Here is a 24,333-nt window from a genome sequence, read left to right on the forward strand (position 1 = left end):
ACATTATTCTGTCATTCGCCCCCGCAATACTTGCGCCTGTTTTCCGGAACCCTAGAACCTGTCTATTCAGGCCCTTTCCGAAGACATGCCAACATGGGGGTGGACGCTGAGCCTCCCCAATATTTTTCAGTAGGGAGAACCTTATGCGTCTTGTTTCTACACTTACCGGAGTGAGCCTCACCGGCATGATGCTGGCTCTGAGTACTCCGGCCAGTGCGGCTGTCGACGCCAAGCTGCTCGAAATGCTCCGCGCCAACGGCTCGATCAACCAGGCGCAGTACAACGAACTGCAAGGTGACCTGGCAAAAGAAACCAAGGAAAAGGCCGACCAGAAAGCTCAGTCAGAACGCATGAGCTCCTTCGAACAGAAAGTGGCATGGGCCGCCAAGACCCAGGTCAAAGGCGATATCCGCCTGCGCTACGAGGACGTCAACGTCGACGACCCGAACAGCAGCAGCGGCAACCAGGACCGCCAGCGCGTTCGCGCCCGCGTCGGTTTCTACAGCGAGATCAACCCGCAAGTCGACGCAGGCATCCGCATCGCCACCGGCAGCAGCGCAGACCGCCGATCGACCAACCAGAGTTTCGATAACTACTTCGACAAGAAATCGCTGTGGGTCGACCAGGCCTACCTCGACTGGCACCCGAGCGCAGTACCGAACCTGCACCTGATCGGCGGCAAGATGGCACAGCCTTGGGTGAGCATGGGTGACATCATCTGGGACGGCGACATCAACCCGGAAGGCGTTGCCGCCACCTACAAAGCCGACCTCGGCGGCGCCGAAGTCTTCGCCAGCGCGGGCCAGTACACGCTCAAGGACAACGTGGACGGCGACGGCGTGCAGTACAAGCACGACGCCCAGGTCTACCACGGCCAGTTGGGCGCCAAGTTCGCCCCGGCCGATGTGCTCAAGCTCACCGTCGGCGCGAGCATCTATGGCTACGACAACGACAAGGAAGCGACCATCCTGCAGTCGTTCGGCAATACCACCAACGAGTTCAACCTGGTGGAAGGCTTCGGCCAGGTGGACTTCACCGGCTTGGCCATCCCGCTGTCGGCGTATGGCCAGTACGTGAAGAACACCGAAAGCACCGATGGCGAAGACCAGGCCTGGCTGGCTGGCCTGAAGACCAAAGTCGGCGCCTGGAGCCTGGATTACAACTACCGCGATGTTCAGCGCAACGCCGTGGTCAGCCTGTTCACCGACTCCGACTTCGGCAACGGTTACACCGGCTCGCGCGGCCACAAGTTCAAGGTCGGTTATGAAATCGACAAGAACTTCTCGCTGGGCGCTGCCTACCTGATGGCCAAGACCGACCTGTCGCAGTTGCCGAACAGCGATGCCGATGTCGACACGCTGCAGGTGGACCTGGAAGCCAAGTTCTAAGCTGCAACGCCTGAGCTTCACTCAAGGCGGGAAATGCCGACCCCATCCGGCATTTCCTGCCTTTTTTTGCCTGCGAGAAACGCACTGGCCCTGCGGCCGGCAAGCCGGCGCAGGGCTGACTGTCAGCGTTTACGCAGAATCACACTACCAATCGAGTAGCCCGCACCAAACGAGCTCAGCACGCCCAGCGAACCCTTGGCCAGGTCATCCTGGTACAGGTGGAAGGCAATCACCGACCCCGCCGAGCTGGTGTTGGCATAACGGTCGAGAATGACTGGTGCATCTTCCTCGGCCACTTCACGCCCCAACAGCTTCTTGACGATCAGCTGGTTCATGCTCAGGTTGGCCTGGTGCAGCCAGAAGCGCTTGACGTCGGAGGGCTGCAGATCGTTCTCGCCCAGGTGCTTGCCGATCAGCTCGGCGACCATCGGGCAGACTTCCTTGAATACCTTGCGGCCTTCCTGCACGAACAACTTGTCCCGCGTACCGACGCCCTCTTCCGCAGCACGGTTGAGGAAGCCGAAATTGTTGCGGATATTGTTGGAGAACGAGGTCTGCAACTTGGTACCGAGGATATCGAACTGGTGTGCCGAGGTGGCCTGGTCGGCACGCTCGACCAGCACGGCAGTGGCAGCGTCACCAAAAATGAAATGGCTGTCGCGGTCACGGAAGTTCAGGTGCCCGGTGCAGATTTCCGGGCTGACCACCAACAACGCACGGGCCTGGCCCAGTTGCACGCTGTTGGCTGCGGTCTGGATGCCGAAGGTGGCCGAGGAGCAAGCCACGTTCATGTCGAAGGCGAAGCCCTGGATGCCCAGCGCCTGTTGCACTTCGATGGCGATGGCCGGGTACGGGCGCTGCAGGTTGGAGCAGGCGACGATCACCCCGTCGACATCGGCAGGGGTGCGGCCTGCGCGCTCGAGTGCCTGACGGGCAGCGGCCACGCCCATCTCGCAAAGGATCGACTGCTCGTCGTTGGAACGCTCCGGCAGGCGCGGCTTCATGCGCTGCGGATCGAGAATGCCGGCCTTGTCCATGACGAAGCGGCTCTTGATGCCCGAGGCCTTCTCGATGAAGGCGGCATCGGAGAGCGGCGCAGCTTTGACCTCGCCGCGCTCGATGGCGGCAGCGTTGTCGCGGTTGAACTGTTGCGACCAGGTGTTGAAGGATTCCACCAGTTCTTCGTTGGAAATGCTCTGGGCCGGGGTATACAGGCCGGTGCCGCTGATCACGACGTTATGCACGATCGTTCCTCTGGTCAAAGGCCATCGCCACAGGGCGCTGGCTGGAGTAATAGCACTTTAGTACCAAGTTCAAGGCGCAGGTTGAACCCGCAAGGGGCCGCAATGCGGCCCCAAATTGCCTCAATATTGCCACAACTTGCGGGGTTTAGGCTTCCACCTGAGACCACTGTTTGCTGAGACGTTTGTCAGAAATCGGTACTTTCGTGCCCAATTGCTGGGCAAACAGCGACACCCGATATTCTTCCAGCAACCAGCGGTACAAGGTCAGTTGCTCGTCGCGCTTGCCTTCCTGGGCGTGCTTGTCGGCACGGGCCTTGTACTGGGCCCAGAGGTTGGTCAGCTCGCCACTCCACACCCGGTCCTTCTGCACCTGGCTGCCAAGCTTCTCCAGGCGCAACTCCACCGCCCTGAGGTAGCGCGGCAGCTCCTTGAACCAGGCCGAAGGCGTCTCGCGCACGAAGCCCGGATACACCAGGTTGGCCAACTGCTGCTTGATGTCGTTCAGCGCCACCGCCTGGCTCAGGTCGATCTTGCCTTTGAAACGCTTCTGCAGGCCGTGCCACAGCTTGAGCACTTCCAGCGTCTGGCGGGCCAGGCGCTCGGCATGCTCGGCCCAGCTGCCGCGCTTGCGCTCGGCAAGCCCGGCCAATGCTGCGCCATCGCGCGGTAGCGTGGCCTCCCCCTCGAGGATGCAACTGTCGAGGCTGGCCAGCAGGATATCCTCCACCAGCGCCTCGACACGGCCCAGTTCGCGGTACAGCAAGCCCAGTTCGGTCAGCCCCGGGAGCTTGCCGCGCAGGAACTTGGCAGGCTCTGCCAACTGCTGCAGCAACAGGCGCTGCAAGGCACGGCGATGCTGGAACTCGGCTTCGGCCTGGGTCGAGAAACGCCCCTCGCGCACGCTGCCGCTCTCTTCCACCAATGCCGGGTACACCGTCATCGACAGCCCGGCGATCTTCTGCTGGGCGGTCTGTTTCACTTCACTGAAGGCCTTGGCCTGCACCGGCTGCGCGCCCTTGTCGTCGCGCGGCACAGCCAGCGCTGCCTGGCTGGCGGCGGCAAAGCGTGCGGTCAACTCGGCCAGGTCGCGGCCCTCGCCGAGGAACTTGCCCTGGCCATCGACCACCTCGATGTTCATACGCAGATGCCCTTCGACCAGGCCTACCGACTCTGCCCAGGCCTCATCGGACACACGGGCACCGGTCATGCGCAACAGCTCCTGGCCCAAAGCCTGAGGCAAGGCACCCTGGCCGAACGTCATGCGTGCCAGCGACGCCTTGACGAAGTCCGGTACCGGCACGAAGTTCTTGCGCAGGGCCTTGGGCAGGTTGCGCACCAACGCCACGCACTTGGCTTCAAGCAAGCCCGGCACCAGCCACTCCAGACGCTCGCCCGGCAGGCTTGGCAACAGCGGCGCGGGCACCCTTACCGTCACGCCGTCACGCGGGTGGCCTGGTTCGAAGTGGTAGCTCAGCGGCAGGCGCAGCTCGCCGACCTGCAGGCTGTCCGGGTATTGCGCCGCAGTGACTTCGCTGGCCTCACGGGCCAACACGTCTTCCTCACGCATGATCAGCAGGCTGGCATCCTTCTGGCTGCCCATGCGGTACCAGCTGTCGAAGGTCGCGGTCTGGTGGATCTCCGCTGGCAGGCGCGCCTCATAGAAGGCGTAGAGGGTTTCTTCATCGGCAAGAATGTCGCGCCGACGCGCCTTGGCTTCCAGCTCGTCGAGCTCTTCAAGCAGGCGCTTGTTGGCGGCCAGGCACTTGGCCCGCGACTGGATTTCGCCCCCAACCAGCCCTTCGCGTATGAACAGCTCACGCGAGGTAACCGGGTCGATCGGACCGTAATGCACTGGGCGGCGGCCGACCAGGATCAGCCCGTAGAGGGTGATCTGCTCGTAGGCCACCACCTGCCCACGCTTCTTCTCCCAGTGCGGTTCGAAGTGGTTTTTCTTGACCAGGTGAGTCGCCAGCGGCTCGATCCAGTCGGGCTCGATCTTGGCCACCATGCGCGCATACAGCTTGGTGGTCTCCACCAGCTCGGCGGCCATGACCCACTGCGGGCGCTTGCGGCCAATGCCCGAGGACGGGTGCACCCAGAAGCGCCGCTGACGCGCGCCCTGGTAGTCGCCGTCTTCGGTCTTGTGGCCGATCTGGCTGAGCAGCCCGCTGAGGATGGCTTTGTGCATCTTCTGGTAGTCGGACGGGTCCTTGTTCACCGTCAGTTGCAGGTCACGGCAGATCAGCGCCAACTGACGATGGGCGTCACGCCATTCGCGAAGGCGCAAATAGTTGAGAAAATTCTTGCGACACCAGTTGCGTAGCGGGTTGGCCGTCAGCGCCTGGCGCTGCTCCTCGAAGCCTCGCCACAGGTTGACCAGTGCGGCAAAATCGGAATCCACATCCTTCCACTGCGCATGCGCCTGGTCAGCCGCCTGCTGACGCTCCGGCGGGCGCTCGCGCGGGTCCTGCACCGACAATGCACTGGTGACGATCAGCACTTCCTGCAGGCTGCCCTGACGGGCGCCTTCGAGCAGCATCCGGCCCAGCCGGGGATCGATCGGCAAGCGCGCCAGTTGACGACCCAGGGGCGTCAGCTGGTTCTCGCGGTTGACCGCCGACAGCTCCTGCAGCAGGTTGAAACCGTCGCTGATGGCCTTGCCATCCGGCGGCTCGATGAACGGGAAGGCATCGATGGCGCCCAGACGCAGGTGCAGCATCTGCAGGATCACCGCCGCCAGGTTGGTGCGCAGGATCTCGGGGTCGGTGAAGGCTGGCCGGCCGTTGAAGTCTTCTTCGCTGTAAAGGCGTATGCAAATGCCCGGCTCGACACGGCCGCAACGGCCTTTACGCTGGTTGGCACTGGCCTGGGATACCGCTTCGATCGGCAAGCGCTGGACCTTGGCCCGGTAGCTGTAGCGGCTGATGCGCGCGGTACCGGTGTCGATCACATAGCGGATGCCTGGCACGGTCAGCGAGGTTTCCGCCACGTTGGTGGCCAGCACCACTCGCCGGCCAGTGTGCGACTGGAAGATACGCTGCTGCTCGGCCGGAGACAGGCGCGCATACAGCGGCAGGATCTCGGTATGACGCAACTGGGCCTTGCGCAGGATCTCGGCGGCATCGCGAATCTCGCGCTCGCCCGGCAGGAACACCAGCACGTCGCCGGGGCCCTTGCCCTCGCTGCGCTCGTGGTGGGCGATCTCATCGAGGGTGGCGAGGATCGCCTGGTCGACGGTGAGGTCGTCCTCGACCTGGTTGCCTTCTTCGTCCTGTTCACTGGTCAGCGGGCGATACCAAGTGTCCACCGGGTAGGTACGGCCGGATACCTCGATGATCGGCGCACCATCGAAATGCTTGGAGAAGCGCTCCAGGTCGATGGTCGCCGAAGTGATGATCAGCTTCAGGTCCGGGCGGCGATGCAGCAGGGTCTTGAGGTAGCCGAGCAGGAAATCGATGTTAAGGCTGCGCTCGTGCGCCTCGTCGACGATGATCGTGTCGTAGCGCTCGAGGAAGCGGTCATGCTGGGTTTCGGCCAGCAAGATGCCGTCGGTCATCAGCTTGACCAAGGTGTTGGCGTCGCTCTGGTCCTCGAACCGCACCTGGTAACCGACCAGGGCGCCCAGCGGTGTACCCAGCTCTTCAGCCACACGGGCAGCAACACTGCGCGCGGCAATCCGCCGTGGCTGGGTGTGGGCAATCAGGCCGTGGCTGCCGCGGCCCAGCTCCAGGCAGATCTTGGGTAGCTGGGTGGTCTTGCCCGAACCGGTCTCACCGGCAATCACCAGGACCTGGTTTTCAGCCAATGCCTTTTTGATCTCGTCGCGCTTGGCGGCAATCGGCAAGCTGTCGTCGTAGCGGATGCGCGGCACACTGTGCTGACGCGCGGTCACCTGGGCGCAAGACGCCTGGACCTTCTCCACCCACTGCGCGAGCTTGGCCTCGTCGGGGCGCTTGCGCAGCTCATGCAGTTGCCGGCGCAAGCGATGGCGGTCGGCGATCATGGCGTGGTCGAGGTTTTGCAGCAGTTTGTCGATGGCGTGGTCAGTCATGGGGCTTTTTAGTGATGCAGGTGAGCCTGCTTTTGCATGATCGGCATTCGAAGGATGCGCGATTGTCGCAGATTTACCGGCTTTTTGCTGTCTGTACCGGCCCCGCCAATGTTTAGCCGTTACCAGAGTGAAGGTTGCCATTCACTGCTTTAATCAACGTGACGTCGCATGTGAGTATCCAATGCATGATCCCCGTCCAGCCCATCGCCCCGCCGCTTTCGCGCCCTTCGCTACCGAAGGCCCGCACCTGCGCCGGTGAAAATCCGCTGGTCCATGTGATTCTGGCCTTCTGGGCCCTCTGGCATTGCCGCCACGCCCGCCCACCGGACACTTCACTCGCGCATCTGACAAAGCCCGGCCACCTTTCGGCCGATTGACTCAGCCGGACCGCCGCCAAGCGGCGGTCCTGTATGCACACGAGCGAATCCCTCATGCACTTTGCCCCCGTTGAACACGCCCGACGTTTCCTTGCCGAAAACCCCGATATCGAGCTGTTCGAACTGTTCATCCTCGACGCCAACGGCGTGCCGCGCGGCAAGCTGCTGCACCGCGACGAGCTGCTGGCGGTTTACCAGAGCGGCCGCCCGCTGCCCAGTACCATCCTGGGCCTGACCCTCAATGGCGATGACGTGGAAAACTCCGGGCTGGTCTGGGACGTCGGCGACATCGACTGCCGCGCCTACCCCTTGGAGGGCAGCCTGGTACGCCTGCCATGGCGCCGCGTGCCGACCGCCGCCGTGCAAGTCAGCATGCACCCCAGCGAAGGCCTGCCGGCCAGCGTCGCCGACCCGCGCCATGTGCTGTTGCGCACCATCGAAACGCTCAAGGCCGACGGCTACCACCCGGTGATGGCGTGCGAACTGGAGTTCTTCCTGCTCGACCAGCAGCGTGACGCCCAAGGCCGGCCGCAACCGGCCCTGGACAATGATGGCGGCCGCCCGCGCAGCACCCAGGTCTATGGCCTGCGTGAACTGGAGCAGATAGAGCCGTTTCTCGCCGACCTTTACGCGGCCTGCAAAGCCCAGGGCATCCCGGCCCGCACGGCGATTTCGGAATACGCCCCAGGCCAGGTGGAAATCACCCTGGAGCATGGCGATGCCCTGGAAGCGATGGACCAGGCCGTGCGCTACAAGCGCCTGGTCAAAGGCGTGGCGCACGCCCACGGCATGCAGGCGTGCTTCATGGCCAAACCCTTCGCGCAACTGGCCGGCACCGGCATGCACATGCACCTGAGCCTGGCCGACAGCGCCGGCAACAACCTGTTCGCCAGCGAAGACAAGGCCGGCACTCCCCTTCTGCGCCAAGCGGTTGCCGGCATGCTACGCCACCTGCGCGACTCGCTGCTGCTGTTCTGCCCCAACGCCAACTCGTTCCGTCGTTTCCAGGCCAACAGCTATGCACCGCTGGCGCCAACCTGGGGTGTCGACAACCGCACGGTCAGCTTGCGCGTGCCCGGCGGGCCGGCCAACAGCCGCCATGTCGAACACCGCATCTGTGGCGCCGACGCCAACCCGTACCTGGCCGCTGCGGCGATTCTCGCTGCCAGCCACCGCGGTATCCGCGAACAACTCGACCCGGGCGCACCGGTCGAAGGCAACGGCTACGCCCAGGCCACCGAGCACCTGCCCACCGACTGGCTGACCGCCCTCGACGCACTGGAGCGTTCGGCGTGGGCACGCGAAGCACTCGGCGCGGACTTCCTCGGGGTGTACCTGAAGGTCAAGCGCGCCGAGTATCGCCAGTTCATGGCCGAAGTCAGCGAACAGGACTGGCGCTGGTACCTGCACCAGGCCTGAGCCTCACCCTATTCAGAATAAGGAACACCCATGAACGCAGCAGTGAACAACGGCCCGGCCCAGCGCGCGCCGTCCTACTACAGTGCCTCCCTCAACGACCACACGCAGTACCCGCAGCTCAAGGGCACCGTGCAGGTCGACGTAGCCATTATCGGCGGCGGTTTCACCGGCGTAGCCACCGCCGTGGAGCTGGCCGAGCGCGGCCTGAAAGTGGCGGTGGTGGAAACCAACCGCATCGGCTGGGGCGCCAGCGGCCGCAACGGCGGCCAGGTCACCGGCAGCCTCTCGGGCGACGAAGCCATGCGCACGCAGATGCGCGACCGCCTGGGCAGTGAAGTGGATGACTTCATCTGGCACCTGCGCTGGCGCGGGCACCAGATCATCGAGCAGCGGGTCGAGCGCTATGGCATCGACTGTGACCTCAAGCGCGGCCACCTGCATGCAGCGATGAAACCGTCACACCTCAACGAGCTGCGCGCCTTCGAGGCCGAAGCGCAGCGCCGCGGCATGGGTGATCAGGTGCACATGCTCGACCGCAACTCGGTTGCCGAACACCTGCAAAGCCCGTTGTACCTGGGCGCGCTGAAAAACCTGCGCAACCTGCACCTGCACCCGCTCAACCTGTGCCTGGGCGAGGCGCGTGCCGCCCATGCACTGGGCGCGCTGATCTTCGAGAACTCCGAGGTACTGGACATCGTGCACGGCCCGCGCCCTGCAGTGGTCACTGCCCAAGGCCGAATCGAAGCACGCCAGGTGATGCTGGCCGGCGACGTTTACCACAAACTGGAAAAGCGCCAGCTAAAGGGCAAGATCTTCCCCGCCATGGGTGGCATCGTCACCACCGCGCCGCTGGGCGAACTGGCCGAACAGATCAACCCCCAGGACCTGGCGGTGTACGACTGCCGTTTCGTGCTCGACTACTACCGCCTCACTGCCGACAAACGCCTGCTGTTCGGCGGCGGCGCCAACTATTCGGGCAAGGATTCCCGTGATATCGCAGGTGAGCTGCGCCCGTGCATCGAGCGTACCTTCCCGGCCCTCAAAGGGGTGCCGATCGAGTTCCAGTGGAGCTGCGCGATGGGTATCGTGGTCAATCGCATACCGCAGCTGGGCAAGCTTTCGGACAACGTCTGGTACTGCCAGGGCTATTCGGGGCACGGCATCGCCACCAGCCACATCATGGGTGAAATCATGGCCGAGGCGCTGACCGGAACGCTAGAGAAGTTCGATACCTTTGCCGGGTGCAAGCACATCAAGGTGCCGATGGGGGACCTGCTGGGCAATCCGCTGTTGGCGGCAGGGATGTGGTACTACCAGATGCTGGAAAAACTGCGCTGATTACGCTCCCCCTGTAGGAGCGGCCTCGTGTCGCGAAAGGGCCGCAAAGCGGCCCCAGATTTTCAGCGTGATGCAGATATAGCCAGGCAATGGGCAGCGATCAGGCGATCTTCTTCAAACCCTGCTTCTTCAGCTCTTCATCACGCAACTCGCGGCGCAGGATCTTGCCCACGTTGGTCGTTGGCAGCGCGTCGCGGAACTCGATGTAACGCGGCACCTTGTAGCCGGTGACGTTGGCACGCATGTGCTCCATCACCTGCTCCTTGGTGACGGTCATGCCCGGCTTGACCACGATGAACACCTTGATCAGTTCGCCCGACTTTTCATCCGGCACGCCGATCGCAGCGCACTGCAGCACACCCGGCAGGGCTGCCAGTACGTCCTCCAGCTCGTTGGGATACACGTTGAAGCCCGAGACCAGGATCATGTCCTTCTTGCGGTCAACGATGCGCATGTAGCCATCCGGCTGGATCAGGGCAATGTCCCCGGTCTTCAGCCAACCGTCACTGTCGAGGATCTCGGCGGTGGCATCTTCACGCTGCCAGTAGCCCTTCATCACCTGCGGCCCCTTGACGCACAGCTCGCCCACCTCGCCCAGCGGCAGTTCGGTGCCACTGTCATCGATGACCTTGCACAGGGTCGAGGGCACCGGGATACCGATGGTGCCGACCTGGTTGGCTTCGGCCGGATTGACCGCCGCAACCGGGCTGGTCTCGGTCATGCCATAGCCTTCGCAAATGGCGCAACCGGTGACGGCTTTCCAGCGCTCGGCCACGCTCAGTTGCAGCGCCATGCCACCGGACAAGGTGATCTTCAACGCCGAGAAGTCCAGCGCACGGAACGCCTCGTTGTTGCACAGGGCAACGAACAGGGTGTTGAGGCCGACGAAGCCGCTGAATTTCCACTTGCCCAGCTCCTTGACCATTGCCGGCAAGTCACGCGGGTTGCTGATCAGCACGTTATGGTTGCCGATCAGCATCATCGCCATGCAATGGAAGGTAAAGGCATAGATGTGGTACAGCGGCAGCGGCGTGATGAGGATCTCGCAACCTTCATGCAGGTTCGAACCCATCAGCGCCCGGCACTGCAGCATGTTGGCCACCAGGTTGCGGTGCGTCAGCATTGCGCCCTTGGCCACACCTGTGGTGCCGCCGGTGTACTGCAGCACGGCAACATCATTGGCTTGCGGGTTGGCCTCGGCCACCGGCTGGCCCTTGCCCAGCGCCAGGGTATCGTTGAAGCGCACGGCGTTCGGCAGGTTATAGGCCGGCACCATCTTCTTCACGTACTTGATCACGCTGTTGATCAGCAGGCGCTTGAGCGGTGGCAACAGGTCGGCCACTTCGGTGACGATAACGTGCCTGACCTGGGTCTTGGGTACCACTTTCTCGGCCAGGTGAGCCATGTTGGCCAGGCACACCAGCGCCTTGGCACCGGAGTCGTTGAACTGATGTTCCATCTCCCGTGCGGTATACAGCGGGTTGGTGTTGACCACGATCAGGCCGGCGCGCATGGCACCGAACACCGCTACCGGGTACTGCAGGACATTCGGCAGCTGTACGGCAATGCGATCACCCGGCTTGAGGTCGGTGTGCTGCTGCAGCCAGGCCGCAAAAGCGCCCGACAGGGCATACAACTCGCCGTAGGTGATGGTCTTGCCCAGGTTGCTAAAGGCCGGTTTGTCGGCAAAGCGTTGGCAGGATTGCTTGAGTACCGCCTGGATATTGGGGAATTCGTCAGGATTGATTTCCGCCGTAATCCCGGCTGGGTATTTATCCTTCCAAAAATGGTCGATCATGGAAGCCCACTCCTTCAGCAACAGCGAAGTTCGATTTACGCGTCGATGCGTTTATTATTGATATGAGATGGCGGTTCGTTGCAAACCGAATCATCTGAAAGCGGGCCGAGAGTAACAGCTTTGCAAAGGGTCGCCTAGAGGCCAAAACGGGCCTTACGGTCACAAAAATGACTCAATGAAGGATGCAAGTCATTTTTAGAGTATTTGACTTAGAGCGCCAAGTTTCAAGCGGCAAGCTGCAAGCTAGAGCGGCGCACGCCCCCTCTTGCAGCTTGAAACTTGAAGTTTGAAGCTCGCCCCCCTTACGCGATGTCGCGCAGCTCGCGACGCAGGATCTTGCCCACCGGTGTCATCGGCAACGACTCGCGCAGCACGATGTGCTTGGGCACTTTGTAACCTGTGAAGTTGGCCTTGCAGTAGGCCTTGAGTTCATCAACGCTGAGCCCGCCCTCACGGGCCACCACGAACAGTTTGACGGCCTCGCCCGAACGCTCGTCAGGCACGCCGATGGCGGCGCAGTTGGCCACCTTCGGGTGGCCCATGATCACGTCTTCGATTTCGTTGGGGTACACGTTGAAGCCCGAGACGATGATCATGTCCTTCTTGCGGTCGACGATACGCGTGAAGCCGTCCGGGTCGATCACTGCAATGTCGCCGGTTTTCAGCCAGCCATCAGCATCCAGGGTCTGCGCCGTAGCCTCGGGTTGCTGCCAGTACCCCTTCATCACCTGCGGGCCCTTGATGCACAACTCGCCCCGCTCACCGAGCGGCAGTTCATTGCCCTCATCATCGATGACCTTGAACGCGGTGTCTGCCACCGGTATGCCCACGGTACCCAGGCGTGCCAGCTCGCCATAAGGGTTGGTGCTGGCCACTGGCGAAGTCTCTGTCAGGCCGTAGCCCTCGACAATGCGGCAGCCGGTCAGGCTCTCCCAACGTTCGGCGGTGGCCTTGACCAGTGCCGTACCGCCAGAGTTGGTCACCTTGAGCGCCGAGAAATCCAGCTGCCGGAAGCCCGGGTGATCCATCAGCGCCACGAACAGGGTGTTCAACCCCAACAGTGCGGTGAACCGCCACTTGCCCAGTTCCTTGATGAAGCCAGGGATATCGCGCGGGTTGGTGATCAACACGTTATGGTTGCCGGTGACCATCATGCACATGCAGTTCGCGGTAAAGGCATAGATGTGGTACAGCGGCAGCGGCGCGATCATCACCTCCTGGCCTTCCTTGATCAGCTTCTGCCCGTCCGGGCCATGCTGCGAAAAGCACGCCAGCACCTGCAGCATGTTGGCCACCAGGTTGCCGTGGGTGAGCATGGCGCCCTTGGCCAGGCCCGTGGTGCCGCCGGTGTACTGCAGCACGGCGATGTCGTCCAGGCTCAGCGTTACCGGCTTGTGGCTCAGCGCCGCGCCCTCGCGCAGTGCCTGCTTGAACGAGATGGCCTGGGGCAGATGATAGGCCGGGACCATTTTCTTGACCTTGTCGACCACGGTGTTGATCAACCACCCCTTGGCCATGGGCAACAGGTCGCCCATCTTCGCCTCGATCAGGTATTCGATGCCGGTATCGGGCAGCACCTCCTGGACCCGCTTGCCGAACATGTTCAGGTACACCAGGGCGCGGGCACCGGCGTCTTTGAACTGGTGGCGCATTTCACGCTCGGTGTACAGCGGGTTGGTGTTGACCACGATCAGCCCGGCGCGCAGGGCGCCGAACACCGCAATGGGATACTGCAGCACGTTGGGCATCTGTACGGCGATGCGGTCACCCGGCACCAGGTCGGTATGCTGCTGCAGCCAGGCAGCAAAGGCCGCCGAAAGGCGGTCGAGTTCGCCATAGGTCAGGGTCTTGCCCAGGTTGCTGAACGCCGGGCGGTCGGCGAAGCGCTTGCAGGATCGCTCGAAAACTTCGACGACCGAGCTATACGCATGGATATCGATGGTGGAAGGCACGCCCGCCGGGCGCTTGTCATTCCAGAAGTCGGCTTGCATTTATTATTGTTCCTCTGCCTGAACCCGCTCTTAGCCTGTAATCCCTTTGCCTGATGGCAAAAAGGCGTTCAACCGACGTTAGCAGGTAAGCCTGAGGTGGCATATATGCCAAGTGCCGCCATTAACATTGTGAATCTTATTTGTGCCCTTCCTGCAATCCGGCCGCTTGCGCATACACTGTGCTCGTACCCCAGCGCAAAGGATCCGCCATGCCTTACGACGCCTTCTGGCTGCCGGCCAGCGAGCATTGCAGCCTGTACGTGCACCAATGGCTGCCGGCCACGCCGGTCAAGGCCGTGGTGCTGCTGGCGCACGGCATGGCCGAACATGCCGGGCGCTACCAGCACCTGGGCCAGGCGCTGAGCGCTGCCGGCTATGCGCTGCTGGCTGCGGACCTGCGCGGCCACGGCCGTACCGCCGAACGGGGTAGCCTCGGCCTGTTCGCCCGGCAACATGGCTGGAATGCCGTGGTCAATGATCTGGCCCTGCTCACACAGCACATCGGCCAGCAGTTCCCCTGCACACCGCTGTTCCTGTTCGGCCACAGCATGGGCAGTTACATCGCCCAGGCCTACCTGATGCACCACAGTGGCAGCGTGCACGGGGCGATCCTCAGTGGCTCCAATTTCCAGCCGCCGGCGCTGTACCGCATGGCGCGCCTGATCGCCCGGCTGGAGGCGTTGCGCCAAGGCCCGCAAGGCAAGAGTGCGCTGATCGAGTGGCTGTCGTTCGGCTCGTTCAACAAAGCCTTTAAACCCACCCGTACCGCCTTCGACTGGCTCAGCCGCGACCCTGAAGAGGTAAACAGGTACGTCAGCGACCCGCTGTGCGGTTTTCGCTGCAGCAACCAGTTGTGGCTAGACTTGCTGCACGGCCTGGCGCAGATCAGCCAGGCGAAGAACCTCGCGCAGATCGATCCGAACCTGCCGTTGCTGGTGATTGGCGGTGAATGTGATCCGGTGAGTGCCGGCAAGCGTCTCACCCATCTGGCCGACGCCCTGCGCGCGACCGGCAATCGACATGTACAACTGCGCGTCTACCCCAAGGCGCGGCACGAAGTGCTCAATGAACTCAATCGGGACGAGGTCACCGCCGATATCCTCGCGTGGCTGGAGCAGGCGCTGGCCCTTGGCCGCCCTGCCCGCAGTGAATGATAACGGCCTTGTCCGCCCATCAAGGAAGCGCCAATGACCCAGGTCACCAACACGCCTTACGAAGCTCTAGAAGTCGGCCAGAAGGCCAGTTACGAAAAGTCTGTGGAAGAACGCGACATCCAGCTGTTCGCCGCGATGTCCGGTGACCACAACCCGGTGCACCTGGATGCCGAATTCGCCGCCAAGAGCATGTTCCGTGAGCGCATTGCCCATGGCATGTTCAGCGGCGCGCTGATCAGCGCGGCAGTAGCCTGCACCCTGCCCGGCCCCGGCACCATCTACCTGGGCCAGAAGATGAGCTTCCAGAAGCCGGTGAAAATCGGCGACACCCTGACCGTGCGCCTGGAAATCCTCGAGAAGCTGCCCAAGTTCAAAGTGCGCATCGCCACCAACGTGTACAACCAGAACGATGAGCTGGTTGTAGAGGGCGAGGCAGAGATCCTGGCGCCGCGCAAGCAGCAGACGGTAGAGCTGGTATCGCCGCCCAATTTTGTCGCCAGCTGATGGCTTCAGGCAGTACCGGCGACAGGGCCGGTGCTGCCGGGTCATTCCAACGCCTGCAGCTTTCCCTCGATATGCCGCCGTTCCGGCGCCTGATGCGTCAACTCCAGCGCCTGCCGCCAGGCCGCACGGGCCTGTTCTGCCTGACCCAACTGGTAATGCAGCTCCGCCCTTGCCGCATGCGCCAGGTGATAGTCGCGCAACTCGCCAGTCGCCAGAATTGTTTCAATCTCCGCCAACCCCACCCGCGGCCCATCCCGCTTGGCCAATGCCACCGCTCGGTTGAGCGCCACCACTGCGGACGGCCAATGCCGCTGCAGCACATCGTAAAGGCCGACAATCTGCGCCCAGTCCGTTTCACTGGCGCTCGCAGCCTCCGCATGCACCGCTGCAATCGCCGCCTGCACCGTGTAGGCACCGAACGCCCGGCTGCGTAGCGCCAGTTGCACCAATTCACAGCCTTCGCTGATTTGCGCACCGTCCCACAGGCTGCGATCCTGCTGCTCGAGCAGCACCAGATTGCCTTGGGCATCGCTACGCGCGTGCTGGCGTGACGCCTGCAGCAACATCAGCGCCAGCAAACCGACCGCCTCCGGGTCCGGTAACAACTGCACCAGCAAGCGACCGAGGCGTATCGCTTCGTCACTCAACGCCTGTTGCACCAACGCCTCACCCGAAGACGCCGAATAGCCTTCGTTGAACACCAGGTAAATCACCCGCAACACGCTTTCCAGGCGCTCAGGCAATTCGTGCAGCTGCGGCACCTGGTAAGGAATGCGTGCGTCGCGGATCTTGGCCTTGGCGCGCACGATGCGTTGGGCAATGGTCGCCGGGCTCTGCAGGAAGGCACGGGCGATCTGCTCAGTGGTCAGGTCACAGACTTCGCGCAACGTCAAAGGCACCTGCGCATCGGCAGCCAGAGCCGGGTGGCAGCACGTGAAGATCAGCCGCAGGCGATCGTCGGCGAGCAATGCCTCATCACTGGGGTCTTGCCCCTGGCCCTCGATGAGCATGATCAGGTCAGCCTGCGAACGGTCGAAACGCGCACGCCGCCGCACCGCGTCAATGGCCTTGAAACGGCCGGTCGACACCAGCCATGCACGTGGGTTTTGGGGGATACCATCGCGCTGCCAGCGCTCGACGGCAATGAAGAAGGCATCATGCATGGCCTCCTCTGCCAGGTCGAAATCCCCCAATAGGCGGATCAGCGTCGCCAGGATACGCCGCGAGTCCCGGCGGTAAACCCCCTCGATCTCGGCGCGTACCTGCACCAGCGTTGCCATCAGTCCGGCATCCGCTGGGTCACCACCTCCACCAGGCGGTCCAGGCTTTCTCCCCACCCCTGGTGAAAACCCATTTCTTCATGGGCCGTGCAGTCGGCAGCGCTCCAGTGCCAGGCGCGGGCGGTATAACGGGTCTTGCCGTGTTCCTCGTCAAAGGTCACCACTGCGGTCATGAAGGCCTTGGCAGACGGCACCCAGCCTGGCCCGAACGCATCGGTGAACACCAGCCGACGTGGCGCGGCGATCTCCAGGAACACACCCTGGGTGGGGTAGTCGGTACCGTCGGGGGCGCGCATCAAGGTACGAAACAGGCCGCCGACCCAGAGCTGCATTTCACATTCCGGCGTGGTCATGCCATGCGGCCCCCACCACTGCATCAGCCACTGGGGTTCGGTCCAGGCACGGAACACCTTGGCGGGCGGGGCGTCGATCAGACGGCTGATGGCCAACTCGTGTTGCGCTTGCGCAGGTTGGGCAAGGCTCATTCTTGTTGTTCTCCGTTGCGGTCAGGGTTGCAGTTCGCGCACGGGCCTTACTTCAACGCTGCCGACCCGTGCGGCCGGGATGCCTTTGGCAATGTTCAATGCCTCGTTGAGATCGCGGGCATCGACCAGGTAAAAACCCGCAAGCTGCTCTTTGGTCTCGGCGAACGGGCCATCGGTCAGGCTCATGCGGCCACCGCGCATGCGTACCGTGGTCGCGGTCTGCACCGGTTTCAGCGCCTCGGCCGCGAGCATGCGCCCACAGCGCTGCAGCGACTCGGCGTAAGCCATGCATTCGGCATCTTCGGGGCTGTCGGGCAGGCTGTGCAGCAGCCCCTCGTCACAATAGACCAGGCACAGGTATTTCATGGTGATCTCCACGGCATTGGCAAAGTGCGTTTGGCGATAGCTGATCAGGGTTTGAGATCAAACAGCGCTTTCTGGGTTTCCACATCGAAAGGCGCCGACCAGTGCTCGTGGATGACCCGCCACTGGCCGGCGGTCTTGCGATAGCCCACGGTGACGCGCATGAAACCGCACTGGCTTTCGTCATCCGACGGGCCGCAGCGGTTGAGCCAATGGGCCAGGCCCAGCTCGCCATCGGCGTACACCGTGAGTTCGGCCAACTCGAACGTCATCGGGCCGGTGCAAAAACCCATGCACATTTCCCAATGTGCCTGGTACACGGCCTTGCCCTTGAACTGCAGTTCCTTGATCGCATCGAAGGCGACGATGTCGTCGGCATAGGGGGCGGTGATACCTGGGATGTCACGATCGCGCACCGCTTGCATCCAGCGTTCGATCAGTTCACGGATTTCGCTTTCGGCCTGGGTATTCATGAGGGGCTCTCCGAAGTGCGGGTGGCGCCGGTACTCGGCGCCTTCAACACTGGTCGAACGAGAGAGCGGGAAATCGACAACAGGGAGGAAAAAGGCTGACAGGCGCGGCGGCACCCTGTAACTGCCTACACGCTCGGGCTGGCCAGTATGAATTCGCGATAGCCCGAAACGATCACGTACACCGCGAAATAGCAGAAAATCGCTGCCGAGAGCAGGTATGACCACGTCAGCAGACGGTCACCGAGCAAACGCCCACCATGGCTGGCGATGCCGCACAGGCTCAGGCACCAGACCAGCCCTGCAGCGAAAAAGCCGCCGAGAAACAACCCGGCCTCCAGCAGGCTACCGCCACCGGAACGGGAAATTAGCACGCCACCGACAGCGGCGAACCACAGAATGGCGGTGGGCGACGACATGGCCAGGAAGATACCGCGCATGAATTCGCGCCAGGCCGATTCCGCCACCACCTCGCTGCGCGCTTCCATATGCCCGCCGCGCCAGGCCGCCAGCAGCATCTTCAGCGCGAACCACACCAGCAGCGCCGAACCACCCAGCCACAAGGCCCAGCGCACGCTCTCGAACTGCAGCAACACGGTCATGCCGGCCAGCGCTGCGATCGCATACACCAGGTCACCGACACACGTGCCCAGGCCGAGCCAGAACCCTTGCAGGAAACCGCGCTGCATGGCCAGGGTGATCATGGCGATATTGGCCACACCGATATCAAGACACAGGGACAGGCTGAGGAGAAAACCGTTGGAGAAAGGCATTGAATACTCGATGACGGGTAAATGAGCGCCGTAGAGCCTGCCATGAGTGATTGCGGGATTGGAAGAACAAGTGTTCGATCAGGCCAGCGCCGCCTGTTCAAACACCTCGTCGGCCCACTGGTTCAGGCTTTTGCCTGCCGCACGGGCAGCAACGCTGGCAGCGGCATGGATTTCGGGCCGAATACGCAGCATGACCTTCCCCGATGCCGGCTTTTCGGGAGTGATGCCCTGTTCCGCGCAATCGGCCAGGTAGTCCTCCAACGCATGACGGAAGGCCTCATGCAGTTCCGGGACAGAACTCGCGTGGAAACTGATGATGTCGCGAATCCCCAGCACGCGGCCGACGAAAATATCATCACGCTCATCATATTCAATACGGGCGGCATAGCCCTTGTAGCGCATGCAACTCATCATTTCACTCCTGCCCGCAGCAAGAATTCGCGGGCCTCTTCAATCTGATACCGCCTGGCCTCCTTGCCTGGATGGGGACGATGGCACCTCCAGCACTGGCCGCCAAGCACCAGTTTGACCCGGGAGCCTTGCCGCTCCAGCACCTGCCCCCCGAGGTGCAGCACCAGCGTTTCAATCTCGGAAAAGGCTAGTGACGACGTGGTTGGCGTCCTCAGGATAGCGTCGAGAATTTTTCGGTATCGAGTATTCATGGAAAATGCTATCAAAATAAGATAGCACTTATTCCAAGATATTCATTCAGGATCTTTCATTGCCCGCCAGAATCCGCGCATACCGCGCCCGGTCCACGTTCGCTCCGCTCAACACCACAGCCACGCGCTTGCCGGCCTGCTGTTCGCGCTCTTGCATCAACGCCGCCAGGGCTGCGGCACCTGCACCTTCGGCAGTGTTGTGCGTGGCCTCGTGGTAAACCCGCATGGCTTCGGCGACTTCACTGTCGGTGACCCGCACGATCCGCGCAGCATGCTCGCGCACCAGGGCAAAGGCTTGCGGATGGGGTACCCGGCAAGCCATGCCATCGGCGAAGGTTTCGGCAGTGGCAGTGGTGACGATATGGCCCTGCTCAAAGCTCTGGGCATAGGCATCAGCGGCGCTGGACACCACACCGACGATCTGGGTTTTCAAACCCAGCAGGTTACGCGCCTGGATCAGCCCGCAAATGCCTGACCCCATGCCGATCGGCACGTAAACGCAGTCCAGGTCACGCACAGCCTCGAACAACTCCAGGGCATAAGTGGCCACGCCCCGCACCAACTCCGGGTGGAACGAAGGCACCATGGCATACCCCAGCACCTCGGCCAGCCGCGCGGCTTCTTCACGGGCCACATCGAAATCCGCACCGTGCTCGACCAACTCGGCCCCCAGTGCGCGCATGGCGGCGTTCTTCTCTGTGGAATTGCCCTCAGGGACTACGATGACCAACGCAATGCCTGCCTGCCGTGCCGCCAGGGCCATGCTTTGGCCGTGGTTGCCACGGGTTGCGGTGACCAGCCCGCGGGGTGGATTGCCGCCCGCCAGCAGCGAGCGCACATAGACCAGACCGCCCCGGACTTTGAAAGCCCCGGTGGGTGCGTGATTTTCGTGCTTCACCCACACCTCGCAGCCCAGCCGCTCAGCCAGCAACGGCCAGGCGTGCTGGGGCGTGGCAGGTACATGTTGGTGAACGAAATCGGCGGCTTCGCGCAGGGCGGCAAGGTCGAACATGGCGATCATCCTTTTCGGTAGGTGGTTGATCCGATCCTAAGCGCGGGGCATTGTATGGGTACAACCTTATATTGCATGGGTAGCAATTTCGTGTGGATCCCGCAGCTCGTCGAGGATGACCAACCCCGGTATCTGGCACTGGTCGACGCTATAGGCAACGCCATCGAGAGCGGCGTGCTCAAGGTCGGTGACCGCCTGCCGCCGCAACGGCGCCTGGCCTGGAAACTGGGCCTGAACCCCAGCACCACCCAACAGGCCTACCGTGAAGCCGCCGCTCGCCACCTGGTGGCGGGTGAAGTGGGCCGCGGTACCTATGTGCTGGCGGGGAGCAAGGAAGCGACCTTGTTTCGCCTCAAACACTGCGAAGGGCAAACGCGGCTGATCGACCTGTCGACCAATGTACCGGTTGCCGATCCGCACAATCATGATCTGCACGACAGCTTGCGCAGGCTGCTGCAAGGTCACGACCACGGCTTGCTCGACCATTACCTGGGCCCCGAGCAGTTGCTGCTGGGGCGCATCCGCGGCGCCCACTGGCTGGGCAATCGCGGCCTGGCCCTGTCGGCCGACCACCTGTTGCTGTGCGGCGGAGCCCAGCAGGCGCTGGCCCTGGTGCTGCAGTCATTCTGCCAGGCGGGTGAGCCCGTCATGCTTGAAGCCCTGACCGCTCCGGGCATCAAGGCCGCCTGCCGGCAACTGCGTCTGCCCGTGCATGGCGTCGCACTGGACAACCAAGGCCTGCGGCCCGATGACCTGGACCGGGTGGCGCGCGCCAGCGGTGCCCGCGTGCTGGTGACCACACCTACCCTGCACAACCCCACGGGCGCCTGCATGGATGATGCTCGCCGCGAGGCAATCGCTGGGGTAGTCAAACGCCTGGGGTTATTGGTGATCGAAGATGATGTGTATGGCGCACTCACCGACCGGCCGCCGCTCTACCCGCTATTGGGCGATCAAGGGATCTACATCAGCAGCCTGTCCAAGACCGTAGCTGCAGGCTTGAGGTTGGGGTGGATCGTGGCCAGCCCGAAGTTGCTGTCACAGGTCGACCCGCATGCCCAGGCCAGCCACTGGCCGGTGTCGCCATTGGGCTTGCATGTCGCTTGCCAGTGGATCGATGACGGTACCGCCACACGGCGGCTGGCCTGGCAGAAAGCAGAAATTTGCGAACGCTGGCGCCTGGCACGCAGGCTGCTGGTTGGTGGGCTGCACAACACAGGCCAGCCTTCACCCCACGCGTGGCTGGGCACGCCGCAGGGGGCTGAGGCGGTGGTAACGCAATGTCGGGAGCAAGGTGTGGAAGTCGTCCCGGCGAGTGTCTTCGCCATTGGCGCAAGTGAGGTGCAGGCCGTGCGCATCAGCCTGTCCGCGGCAGGTAGCCGGGCTGAACTGAAACGCGGCCTGGAGGTAATACGGCAGGTACTTTCTGCTCAATGAACCCAGGGTGACGAAAGCAGCCTCTTCGCTACTGCCCGGTGCGAAAAGGCCGCTAACGCAGGAGCATCAACCCTGCTGGCAACCTTCGCCCATGGCGCGGTACTGAATGGTGTGCACCTGGCCCTGATGGTCTTCATAGGTCATGGTCGCAGGCACCACTTCGCAGACATTGGGGATGGTCGACAGGTTGATCACCCGTTTGATGTCAAGGTTCATGGAGTAGTCGTACTGCTGGGCCACAGGCTCGGTGGAGACGGCTTTGGCCTCATCGGCAAGGGCGAACGAGGACATACCGACCAATGCAAGAATCAGTAATGGTTTCATGGATGTTTGGCCTTTAAATCAATCAAGCTGATCGATTGACTTCATATGCCGTCAATGGCGCGGAGAAGTTGTCATCAACTACGAAGATGACACGAAGTACCGATCCCGCTTTGTCGTACTGCCAGGGGGGATACGTGAAATTCTACTCCCGGCCTGGAATAGTTGAACCCCGAACTCGGACATTCACCCTTGCAGCTTTTGCAACAATCTGCGACAAAGCGAAACGGATTGATGGCCCGAAATCATTGGGCTAGAGCTGTTTGCCAGCGGAATACCATGACGCCACTCCTCTGCACCCCACTGACCGACCTTGAGCGGCGGCTGCTAGACCACTTCTATCGCCAGCAGGGCTCGCGCATGCGTGCAGCCAGCGAGGGTGAGTTGTGGGTGGCGCGCAGCGGCGAAATCGTTGCGGGCTTGAGCTTGAGCGCTGTTGCCGGTGGCCGGTGGCTCACCGGCCTGCTGGTAGCCCCAGAGTGGCGAAACCAGGGTGTGGCCGCGCGCCTGGTCAACGCAGCACTGGCCGAAGGTCGCGGCCCAACGTGGCTGTTCTGCCACCCGGACCTCGAAGCCTTTTACCAACGTCTGGGTTTCTCCCCGGCGAGCAGGTTGCCTGAAGCGCTGGGGTCACGCCTGGCCCGCTATCAACGCAGCAAACGCCTGATGGCGATGGTGCATGGTCAGTCGTCGCTGGCGTCCAGGCCAGGGAACAGTACCTCGGTGTAACCGAACTTGGCGAAATCCTGAATCCGCGAAGGATACAGCCGCCCGATCAGGTGGTCGCATTCATGCTGTACCACGCGCGCATGAAACCCGTCGGCAACCCGGTTGACCGGGTTGCCCTGCGGGTCGATGCCCTCATAGCTGATGTGCTTGTAGCGAGGCACCACCCCACGCAGGCCAGGCACAGACAAGCAGCCTTCCCACCCCTCCTCGATCTCGGTGGACAGCGGAGTGATCACCGGGTTGAGGAGAATGGTCTGTGGCACCGCCTCGGCATCGGGGTAACGCTCACTGCGCTCGAAACCGAAAATGACCAGTTGCAAGTCGATGCCGACCTGCGGTGCGGCCAGCCCCACGCCGCCGACATGGCGCATGGTTTCGAACATGTCGTCGATCAACTGCTGCAGTTCGGCGCTGCCGATCAGGTGTTCTGGCACCGGGGCTGCGACGCGCAGCAAGCGCTCGTCGCCCATCTTCAGGATGTCACGGATCATCGCGGGTTCTGCTCGGTAGGCTGGGGCTCGACGGGATGTTCATGGCCGAGCACGGTCAGGGTTTCCTTGGCTTTATCGCCCTCGAAATCCTTTTCGCCAGGGTCTTTGCCCTCAGCGGACATATGTTCGATCACAGCGTTCATCTCCGCGCCCAGCAACAATACGGCGGCAGAAATGTAGAAATACAACAGCAATACAATGATCGCACCGATACTGCCATACATGGCGTTGTAGTCGGCGAAAGTCTTCACATAGTAAGCGAATGCCAGCGAAGCGATGATCCAGACCACCACCGCCAGCACTGAGCCTGGAGTGATGAAGCGAAACTTCTGTTTCACGTCGGGCATCACGTAGTAGATCACCGCCACCGCCACCATCATCAGGATGATGATCGCCGGCCACCGCAAGATCGTCCACACCGTGACGATCACTTCCTGCATGCCGATCTGCGCGGCGATCCACTCCATCACCTGAGGCCCCAGCACCATCAACGCTGCCGCCGCCAGCAGCATACCGGCAATGCCGACGGTATAGACAATCGACAATGGTATGCGCTTCCACACCGGGCGCCCTTCGGGCACGTCATAGGCGGCATTCATGGCACTCATCATCAGCCGTACGCCTGCAGAGGCGGTCCACAGCGCGATGACGATACCCACCGACAGCAGGCCACCTTTGGACTGCTGCAACTGATCGATGACGGGGTTGACCTGTTCCAACGCCTGGGGCGGCAGTACCAGCTCCGATTGCATGCGCAGCCACGAGAAGAAATCCGGCAGGTGCAGAAAACCGATCAGTGCGATCAGGAACAGCAGGAACGGGAACAACGAAAACAGCATCTGGTAAGCAAGCGCAGAGGCGTAGGTGGACATCTCGTCGTCAAGGAATTCCTTGACGGTGCGCACCAGGATGCGGTGAAGGGGCAAGCCACCCAGGTCGGGAAAAATCATAGCGTCTCCTTTCGCCGCTTGATCAGTACATCAGGGAAGTCTAATAGACCACGCGACTGGTGTGCTGCTCCCTGCTGGACTTGAAGAAAAATTCGC

General features: G+C 62.4%; 21 protein-coding genes. 7 read left to right on the top strand and 14 right to left on the bottom strand.

Annotated elements, in window-relative coordinates; translation table 11 throughout:
• Window positions 1-143: 143 nt before the first annotated feature.
• Entirely contained in the window at window positions 144-1,388 is a 1,245-nt protein-coding gene (locus tag EGJ09_RS18645) for a putative porin (RefSeq protein WP_125924532.1), read from the top strand.
• A 122-nt stretch (window positions 1,389-1,510) separates the two neighbouring features.
• On the opposite strand, the gene EGJ09_RS18650 is transcribed toward EGJ09_RS18645, so the two are convergent.
• Complete coding sequence (locus EGJ09_RS18650; RefSeq protein WP_125924533.1) at window positions 1,511-2,632, bottom strand: beta-ketoacyl-ACP synthase III; 1,122 nt, start codon at window positions 2,630-2,632, stop codon at window positions 1,511-1,513.
• A gap of 145 nt (window positions 2,633-2,777) precedes the next feature.
• Window positions 2,778-6,683 carry an ATP-dependent RNA helicase HrpA gene (hrpA, locus tag EGJ09_RS18655; protein ID WP_125924534.1) on the bottom strand — a complete coding sequence of 1,302 codons (3,906 nt, stop codon included), beginning with the start codon at window positions 6,681-6,683 and terminating at the stop codon, window positions 2,778-2,780.
• Between the two features lie 431 nt (window positions 6,684-7,114).
• Here hrpA and EGJ09_RS18665 point away from each other — a divergent pair, with 431 nt between their 5' ends.
• Together EGJ09_RS18665 and EGJ09_RS18670 are read left to right on the top strand one after the other, a co-directional pair.
• Window positions 7,115-8,479, top strand: a complete 1,365-nt coding sequence (locus EGJ09_RS18665) for a glutamine synthetase family protein (protein ID WP_125924535.1) — start codon at window positions 7,115-7,117, stop codon at window positions 8,477-8,479.
• A 30-nt stretch (window positions 8,480-8,509) separates the two neighbouring features.
• Entirely contained in the window at window positions 8,510-9,817 is a 1,308-nt protein-coding gene (locus EGJ09_RS18670) for an FAD-binding oxidoreductase (protein ID WP_046788050.1), read from the top strand.
• 100 nt (window positions 9,818-9,917) lie between these two features.
• Here EGJ09_RS18670 and fadD1 read toward each other — a convergent pair whose 3' ends face one another.
• Together fadD1 and fadD2 are read right to left on the bottom strand one after the other, a co-directional pair.
• Entirely contained in the window at window positions 9,918-11,615 is a 1,698-nt protein-coding gene (fadD1, locus tag EGJ09_RS18675) for a long-chain-fatty-acid--CoA ligase FadD1 (protein WP_046788049.1), read from the bottom strand.
• A gap of 302 nt (window positions 11,616-11,917) precedes the next feature.
• The gene (gene fadD2, locus EGJ09_RS18680) at window positions 11,918-13,606 is read right to left on the bottom strand and encodes a long-chain-fatty-acid--CoA ligase FadD2 (RefSeq protein WP_125924536.1); all 1,689 of its coding nucleotides are present in this window, start codon (window positions 13,604-13,606) and stop codon (window positions 11,918-11,920) included.
• Between the two features lie 209 nt (window positions 13,607-13,815).
• On the opposite strand from fadD2, the gene EGJ09_RS18685 reads away from it, so the two are divergent.
• A complete protein-coding gene (locus EGJ09_RS18685; protein ID WP_125924537.1) occupies window positions 13,816-14,760 on the top strand; it encodes an alpha/beta hydrolase in 945 nt (314 codons plus the stop codon).
• Between the two features lie 33 nt (window positions 14,761-14,793).
• Window positions 14,794-15,264, top strand: coding sequence for a MaoC family dehydratase (locus tag EGJ09_RS18690; RefSeq protein WP_012315672.1), 471 nt, complete (start codon window positions 14,794-14,796; stop codon window positions 15,262-15,264).
• 41 nt (window positions 15,265-15,305) lie between these two features.
• On the opposite strand, the gene EGJ09_RS18695 is transcribed toward EGJ09_RS18690, so the two are convergent.
• The 7 genes from EGJ09_RS18695 to EGJ09_RS18730 form a co-directional block, all read right to left on the bottom strand.
• Window positions 15,306-16,544 carry an RNA polymerase sigma factor gene (locus tag EGJ09_RS18695; RefSeq protein ID WP_046788046.1) on the bottom strand — a complete coding sequence of 413 codons (1,239 nt, stop codon included), beginning with the start codon at window positions 16,542-16,544 and terminating at the stop codon, window positions 15,306-15,308.
• On the bottom strand, window positions 16,544-17,029 hold the full coding sequence (locus EGJ09_RS18700) for an SRPBCC family protein (RefSeq protein ID WP_115274123.1): 486 nt from the start codon (window positions 17,027-17,029) through the stop codon (window positions 16,544-16,546). The genes EGJ09_RS18695 and EGJ09_RS18700 overlap by 1 nt, the downstream gene beginning before the upstream one ends.
• Before the next feature lie 21 nt (window positions 17,030-17,050).
• A complete protein-coding gene (locus tag EGJ09_RS18705) occupies window positions 17,051-17,395 on the bottom strand; it encodes a YciI family protein (protein ID WP_012315675.1) in 345 nt (114 codons plus the stop codon).
• 44 nt (window positions 17,396-17,439) lie between these two features.
• Window positions 17,440-17,865: a nuclear transport factor 2 family protein gene (locus tag EGJ09_RS18710; RefSeq protein ID WP_039603658.1), complete on the bottom strand. Its 426-nt coding sequence runs from the start codon at window positions 17,863-17,865 to the stop codon at window positions 17,440-17,442.
• A 125-nt stretch (window positions 17,866-17,990) separates the two neighbouring features.
• Complete coding sequence (locus EGJ09_RS18715; protein WP_125924538.1) at window positions 17,991-18,635, bottom strand: LysE family translocator; 645 nt, start codon at window positions 18,633-18,635, stop codon at window positions 17,991-17,993.
• A gap of 78 nt (window positions 18,636-18,713) precedes the next feature.
• Complete coding sequence (locus EGJ09_RS18720; RefSeq protein WP_039603657.1) at window positions 18,714-19,046, bottom strand: type II toxin-antitoxin system HicB family antitoxin; 333 nt, start codon at window positions 19,044-19,046, stop codon at window positions 18,714-18,716.
• 297 nt (window positions 19,047-19,343) lie between these two features.
• The gene (locus tag EGJ09_RS18730) at window positions 19,344-20,309 is read right to left on the bottom strand and encodes a threonine dehydratase (RefSeq protein WP_125924539.1); all 966 of its coding nucleotides are present in this window, start codon (window positions 20,307-20,309) and stop codon (window positions 19,344-19,346) included.
• A 75-nt stretch (window positions 20,310-20,384) separates the two neighbouring features.
• Here EGJ09_RS18730 and EGJ09_RS18735 point away from each other — a divergent pair, with 75 nt between their 5' ends.
• The gene (locus EGJ09_RS18735) at window positions 20,385-21,746 is read left to right on the top strand and encodes a PLP-dependent aminotransferase family protein (protein WP_125924553.1); all 1,362 of its coding nucleotides are present in this window, start codon (window positions 20,385-20,387) and stop codon (window positions 21,744-21,746) included.
• 66 nt (window positions 21,747-21,812) lie between these two features.
• On the opposite strand, the gene EGJ09_RS18740 is transcribed toward EGJ09_RS18735, so the two are convergent.
• Entirely contained in the window at window positions 21,813-22,070 is a 258-nt protein-coding gene (locus EGJ09_RS18740) for a DUF2790 domain-containing protein (protein ID WP_046788041.1), read from the bottom strand.
• A 276-nt stretch (window positions 22,071-22,346) separates the two neighbouring features.
• Here EGJ09_RS18740 and EGJ09_RS18745 point away from each other — a divergent pair, with 276 nt between their 5' ends.
• Entirely contained in the window at window positions 22,347-22,796 is a 450-nt protein-coding gene (locus tag EGJ09_RS18745) for a GNAT family N-acetyltransferase (protein ID WP_125924540.1), read from the top strand.
• On the opposite strand, the gene def is transcribed toward EGJ09_RS18745, so the two are convergent.
• Both def and EGJ09_RS18755 read right to left on the bottom strand, forming a co-directional pair.
• The gene (def, locus tag EGJ09_RS18750; protein WP_012315683.1) at window positions 22,751-23,287 is read right to left on the bottom strand and encodes a peptide deformylase; all 537 of its coding nucleotides are present in this window, start codon (window positions 23,285-23,287) and stop codon (window positions 22,751-22,753) included. The genes EGJ09_RS18745 and def overlap by 46 nt on opposite strands.
• Window positions 23,284-24,237, bottom strand: coding sequence for a YihY/virulence factor BrkB family protein (locus tag EGJ09_RS18755; RefSeq protein ID WP_046788040.1), 954 nt, complete (start codon window positions 24,235-24,237; stop codon window positions 23,284-23,286). The genes def and EGJ09_RS18755 overlap by 4 nt, the downstream gene beginning before the upstream one ends.
• Between the last annotated feature and the right edge of the window lie 96 nt (window positions 24,238-24,333).

This window comes from Pseudomonas sp. p106 (assembly GCF_003936645.1).
Classification (GTDB): domain Bacteria; phylum Pseudomonadota; class Gammaproteobacteria; order Pseudomonadales; family Pseudomonadaceae; genus Aquipseudomonas; species Aquipseudomonas putida_E.

What these genes read in the sequence shown, in the direction of transcription:
- EGJ09_RS18645 (WP_125924532.1), top strand. Translation starts at nt 144, where the DNA reads ATGCGTCTTGTTTCTACACTTACCGGAGTGAGCCTCACCGGCATGATG.
- hrpA (WP_125924534.1), bottom strand. Translation starts at nt 6,683, where the DNA reads ATGACTGACCACGCCATCGACAAACTGCTGCAAAACCTCGACCACGCC.
- EGJ09_RS18665 (WP_125924535.1), top strand. Translation starts at nt 7,115, where the DNA reads ATGCACTTTGCCCCCGTTGAACACGCCCGACGTTTCCTTGCCGAAAAC.
- EGJ09_RS18670 (WP_046788050.1), top strand. Translation starts at nt 8,510, where the DNA reads ATGAACGCAGCAGTGAACAACGGCCCGGCCCAGCGCGCGCCGTCCTAC.
- fadD1 (WP_046788049.1), bottom strand. Translation starts at nt 11,615, where the DNA reads ATGATCGACCATTTTTGGAAGGATAAATACCCAGCCGGGATTACGGCG.
- fadD2 (WP_125924536.1), bottom strand. Translation starts at nt 13,606, where the DNA reads ATGCAAGCCGACTTCTGGAATGACAAGCGCCCGGCGGGCGTGCCTTCC.
- EGJ09_RS18685 (WP_125924537.1), top strand. Translation starts at nt 13,816, where the DNA reads ATGCCTTACGACGCCTTCTGGCTGCCGGCCAGCGAGCATTGCAGCCTG.
- EGJ09_RS18690 (WP_012315672.1), top strand. Translation starts at nt 14,794, where the DNA reads ATGACCCAGGTCACCAACACGCCTTACGAAGCTCTAGAAGTCGGCCAG.
- EGJ09_RS18695 (WP_046788046.1), bottom strand. Translation starts at nt 16,544, where the DNA reads ATGGCAACGCTGGTGCAGGTACGCGCCGAGATCGAGGGGGTTTACCGC.
- EGJ09_RS18700 (WP_115274123.1), bottom strand. Translation starts at nt 17,029, where the DNA reads ATGAGCCTTGCCCAACCTGCGCAAGCGCAACACGAGTTGGCCATCAGC.
- EGJ09_RS18705 (WP_012315675.1), bottom strand. Translation starts at nt 17,395, where the DNA reads ATGAAATACCTGTGCCTGGTCTATTGTGACGAGGGGCTGCTGCACAGC.
- EGJ09_RS18710 (WP_039603658.1), bottom strand. Translation starts at nt 17,865, where the DNA reads ATGAATACCCAGGCCGAAAGCGAAATCCGTGAACTGATCGAACGCTGG.
- EGJ09_RS18715 (WP_125924538.1), bottom strand. Translation starts at nt 18,635, where the DNA reads ATGCCTTTCTCCAACGGTTTTCTCCTCAGCCTGTCCCTGTGTCTTGAT.
- EGJ09_RS18720 (WP_039603657.1), bottom strand. Translation starts at nt 19,046, where the DNA reads ATGAGTTGCATGCGCTACAAGGGCTATGCCGCCCGTATTGAATATGAT.
- EGJ09_RS18730 (WP_125924539.1), bottom strand. Translation starts at nt 20,309, where the DNA reads ATGTTCGACCTTGCCGCCCTGCGCGAAGCCGCCGATTTCGTTCACCAA.
- EGJ09_RS18735 (WP_125924553.1), top strand. Translation starts at nt 20,385, where the DNA reads ATGGGTAGCAATTTCGTGTGGATCCCGCAGCTCGTCGAGGATGACCAA.
- EGJ09_RS18740 (WP_046788041.1), bottom strand. Translation starts at nt 22,070, where the DNA reads ATGAAACCATTACTGATTCTTGCATTGGTCGGTATGTCCTCGTTCGCC.
- EGJ09_RS18745 (WP_125924540.1), top strand. Translation starts at nt 22,347, where the DNA reads ATGACGCCACTCCTCTGCACCCCACTGACCGACCTTGAGCGGCGGCTG.
- def (WP_012315683.1), bottom strand. Translation starts at nt 23,287, where the DNA reads ATGATCCGTGACATCCTGAAGATGGGCGACGAGCGCTTGCTGCGCGTC.
- EGJ09_RS18755 (WP_046788040.1), bottom strand. Translation starts at nt 24,237, where the DNA reads ATGATTTTTCCCGACCTGGGTGGCTTGCCCCTTCACCGCATCCTGGTG.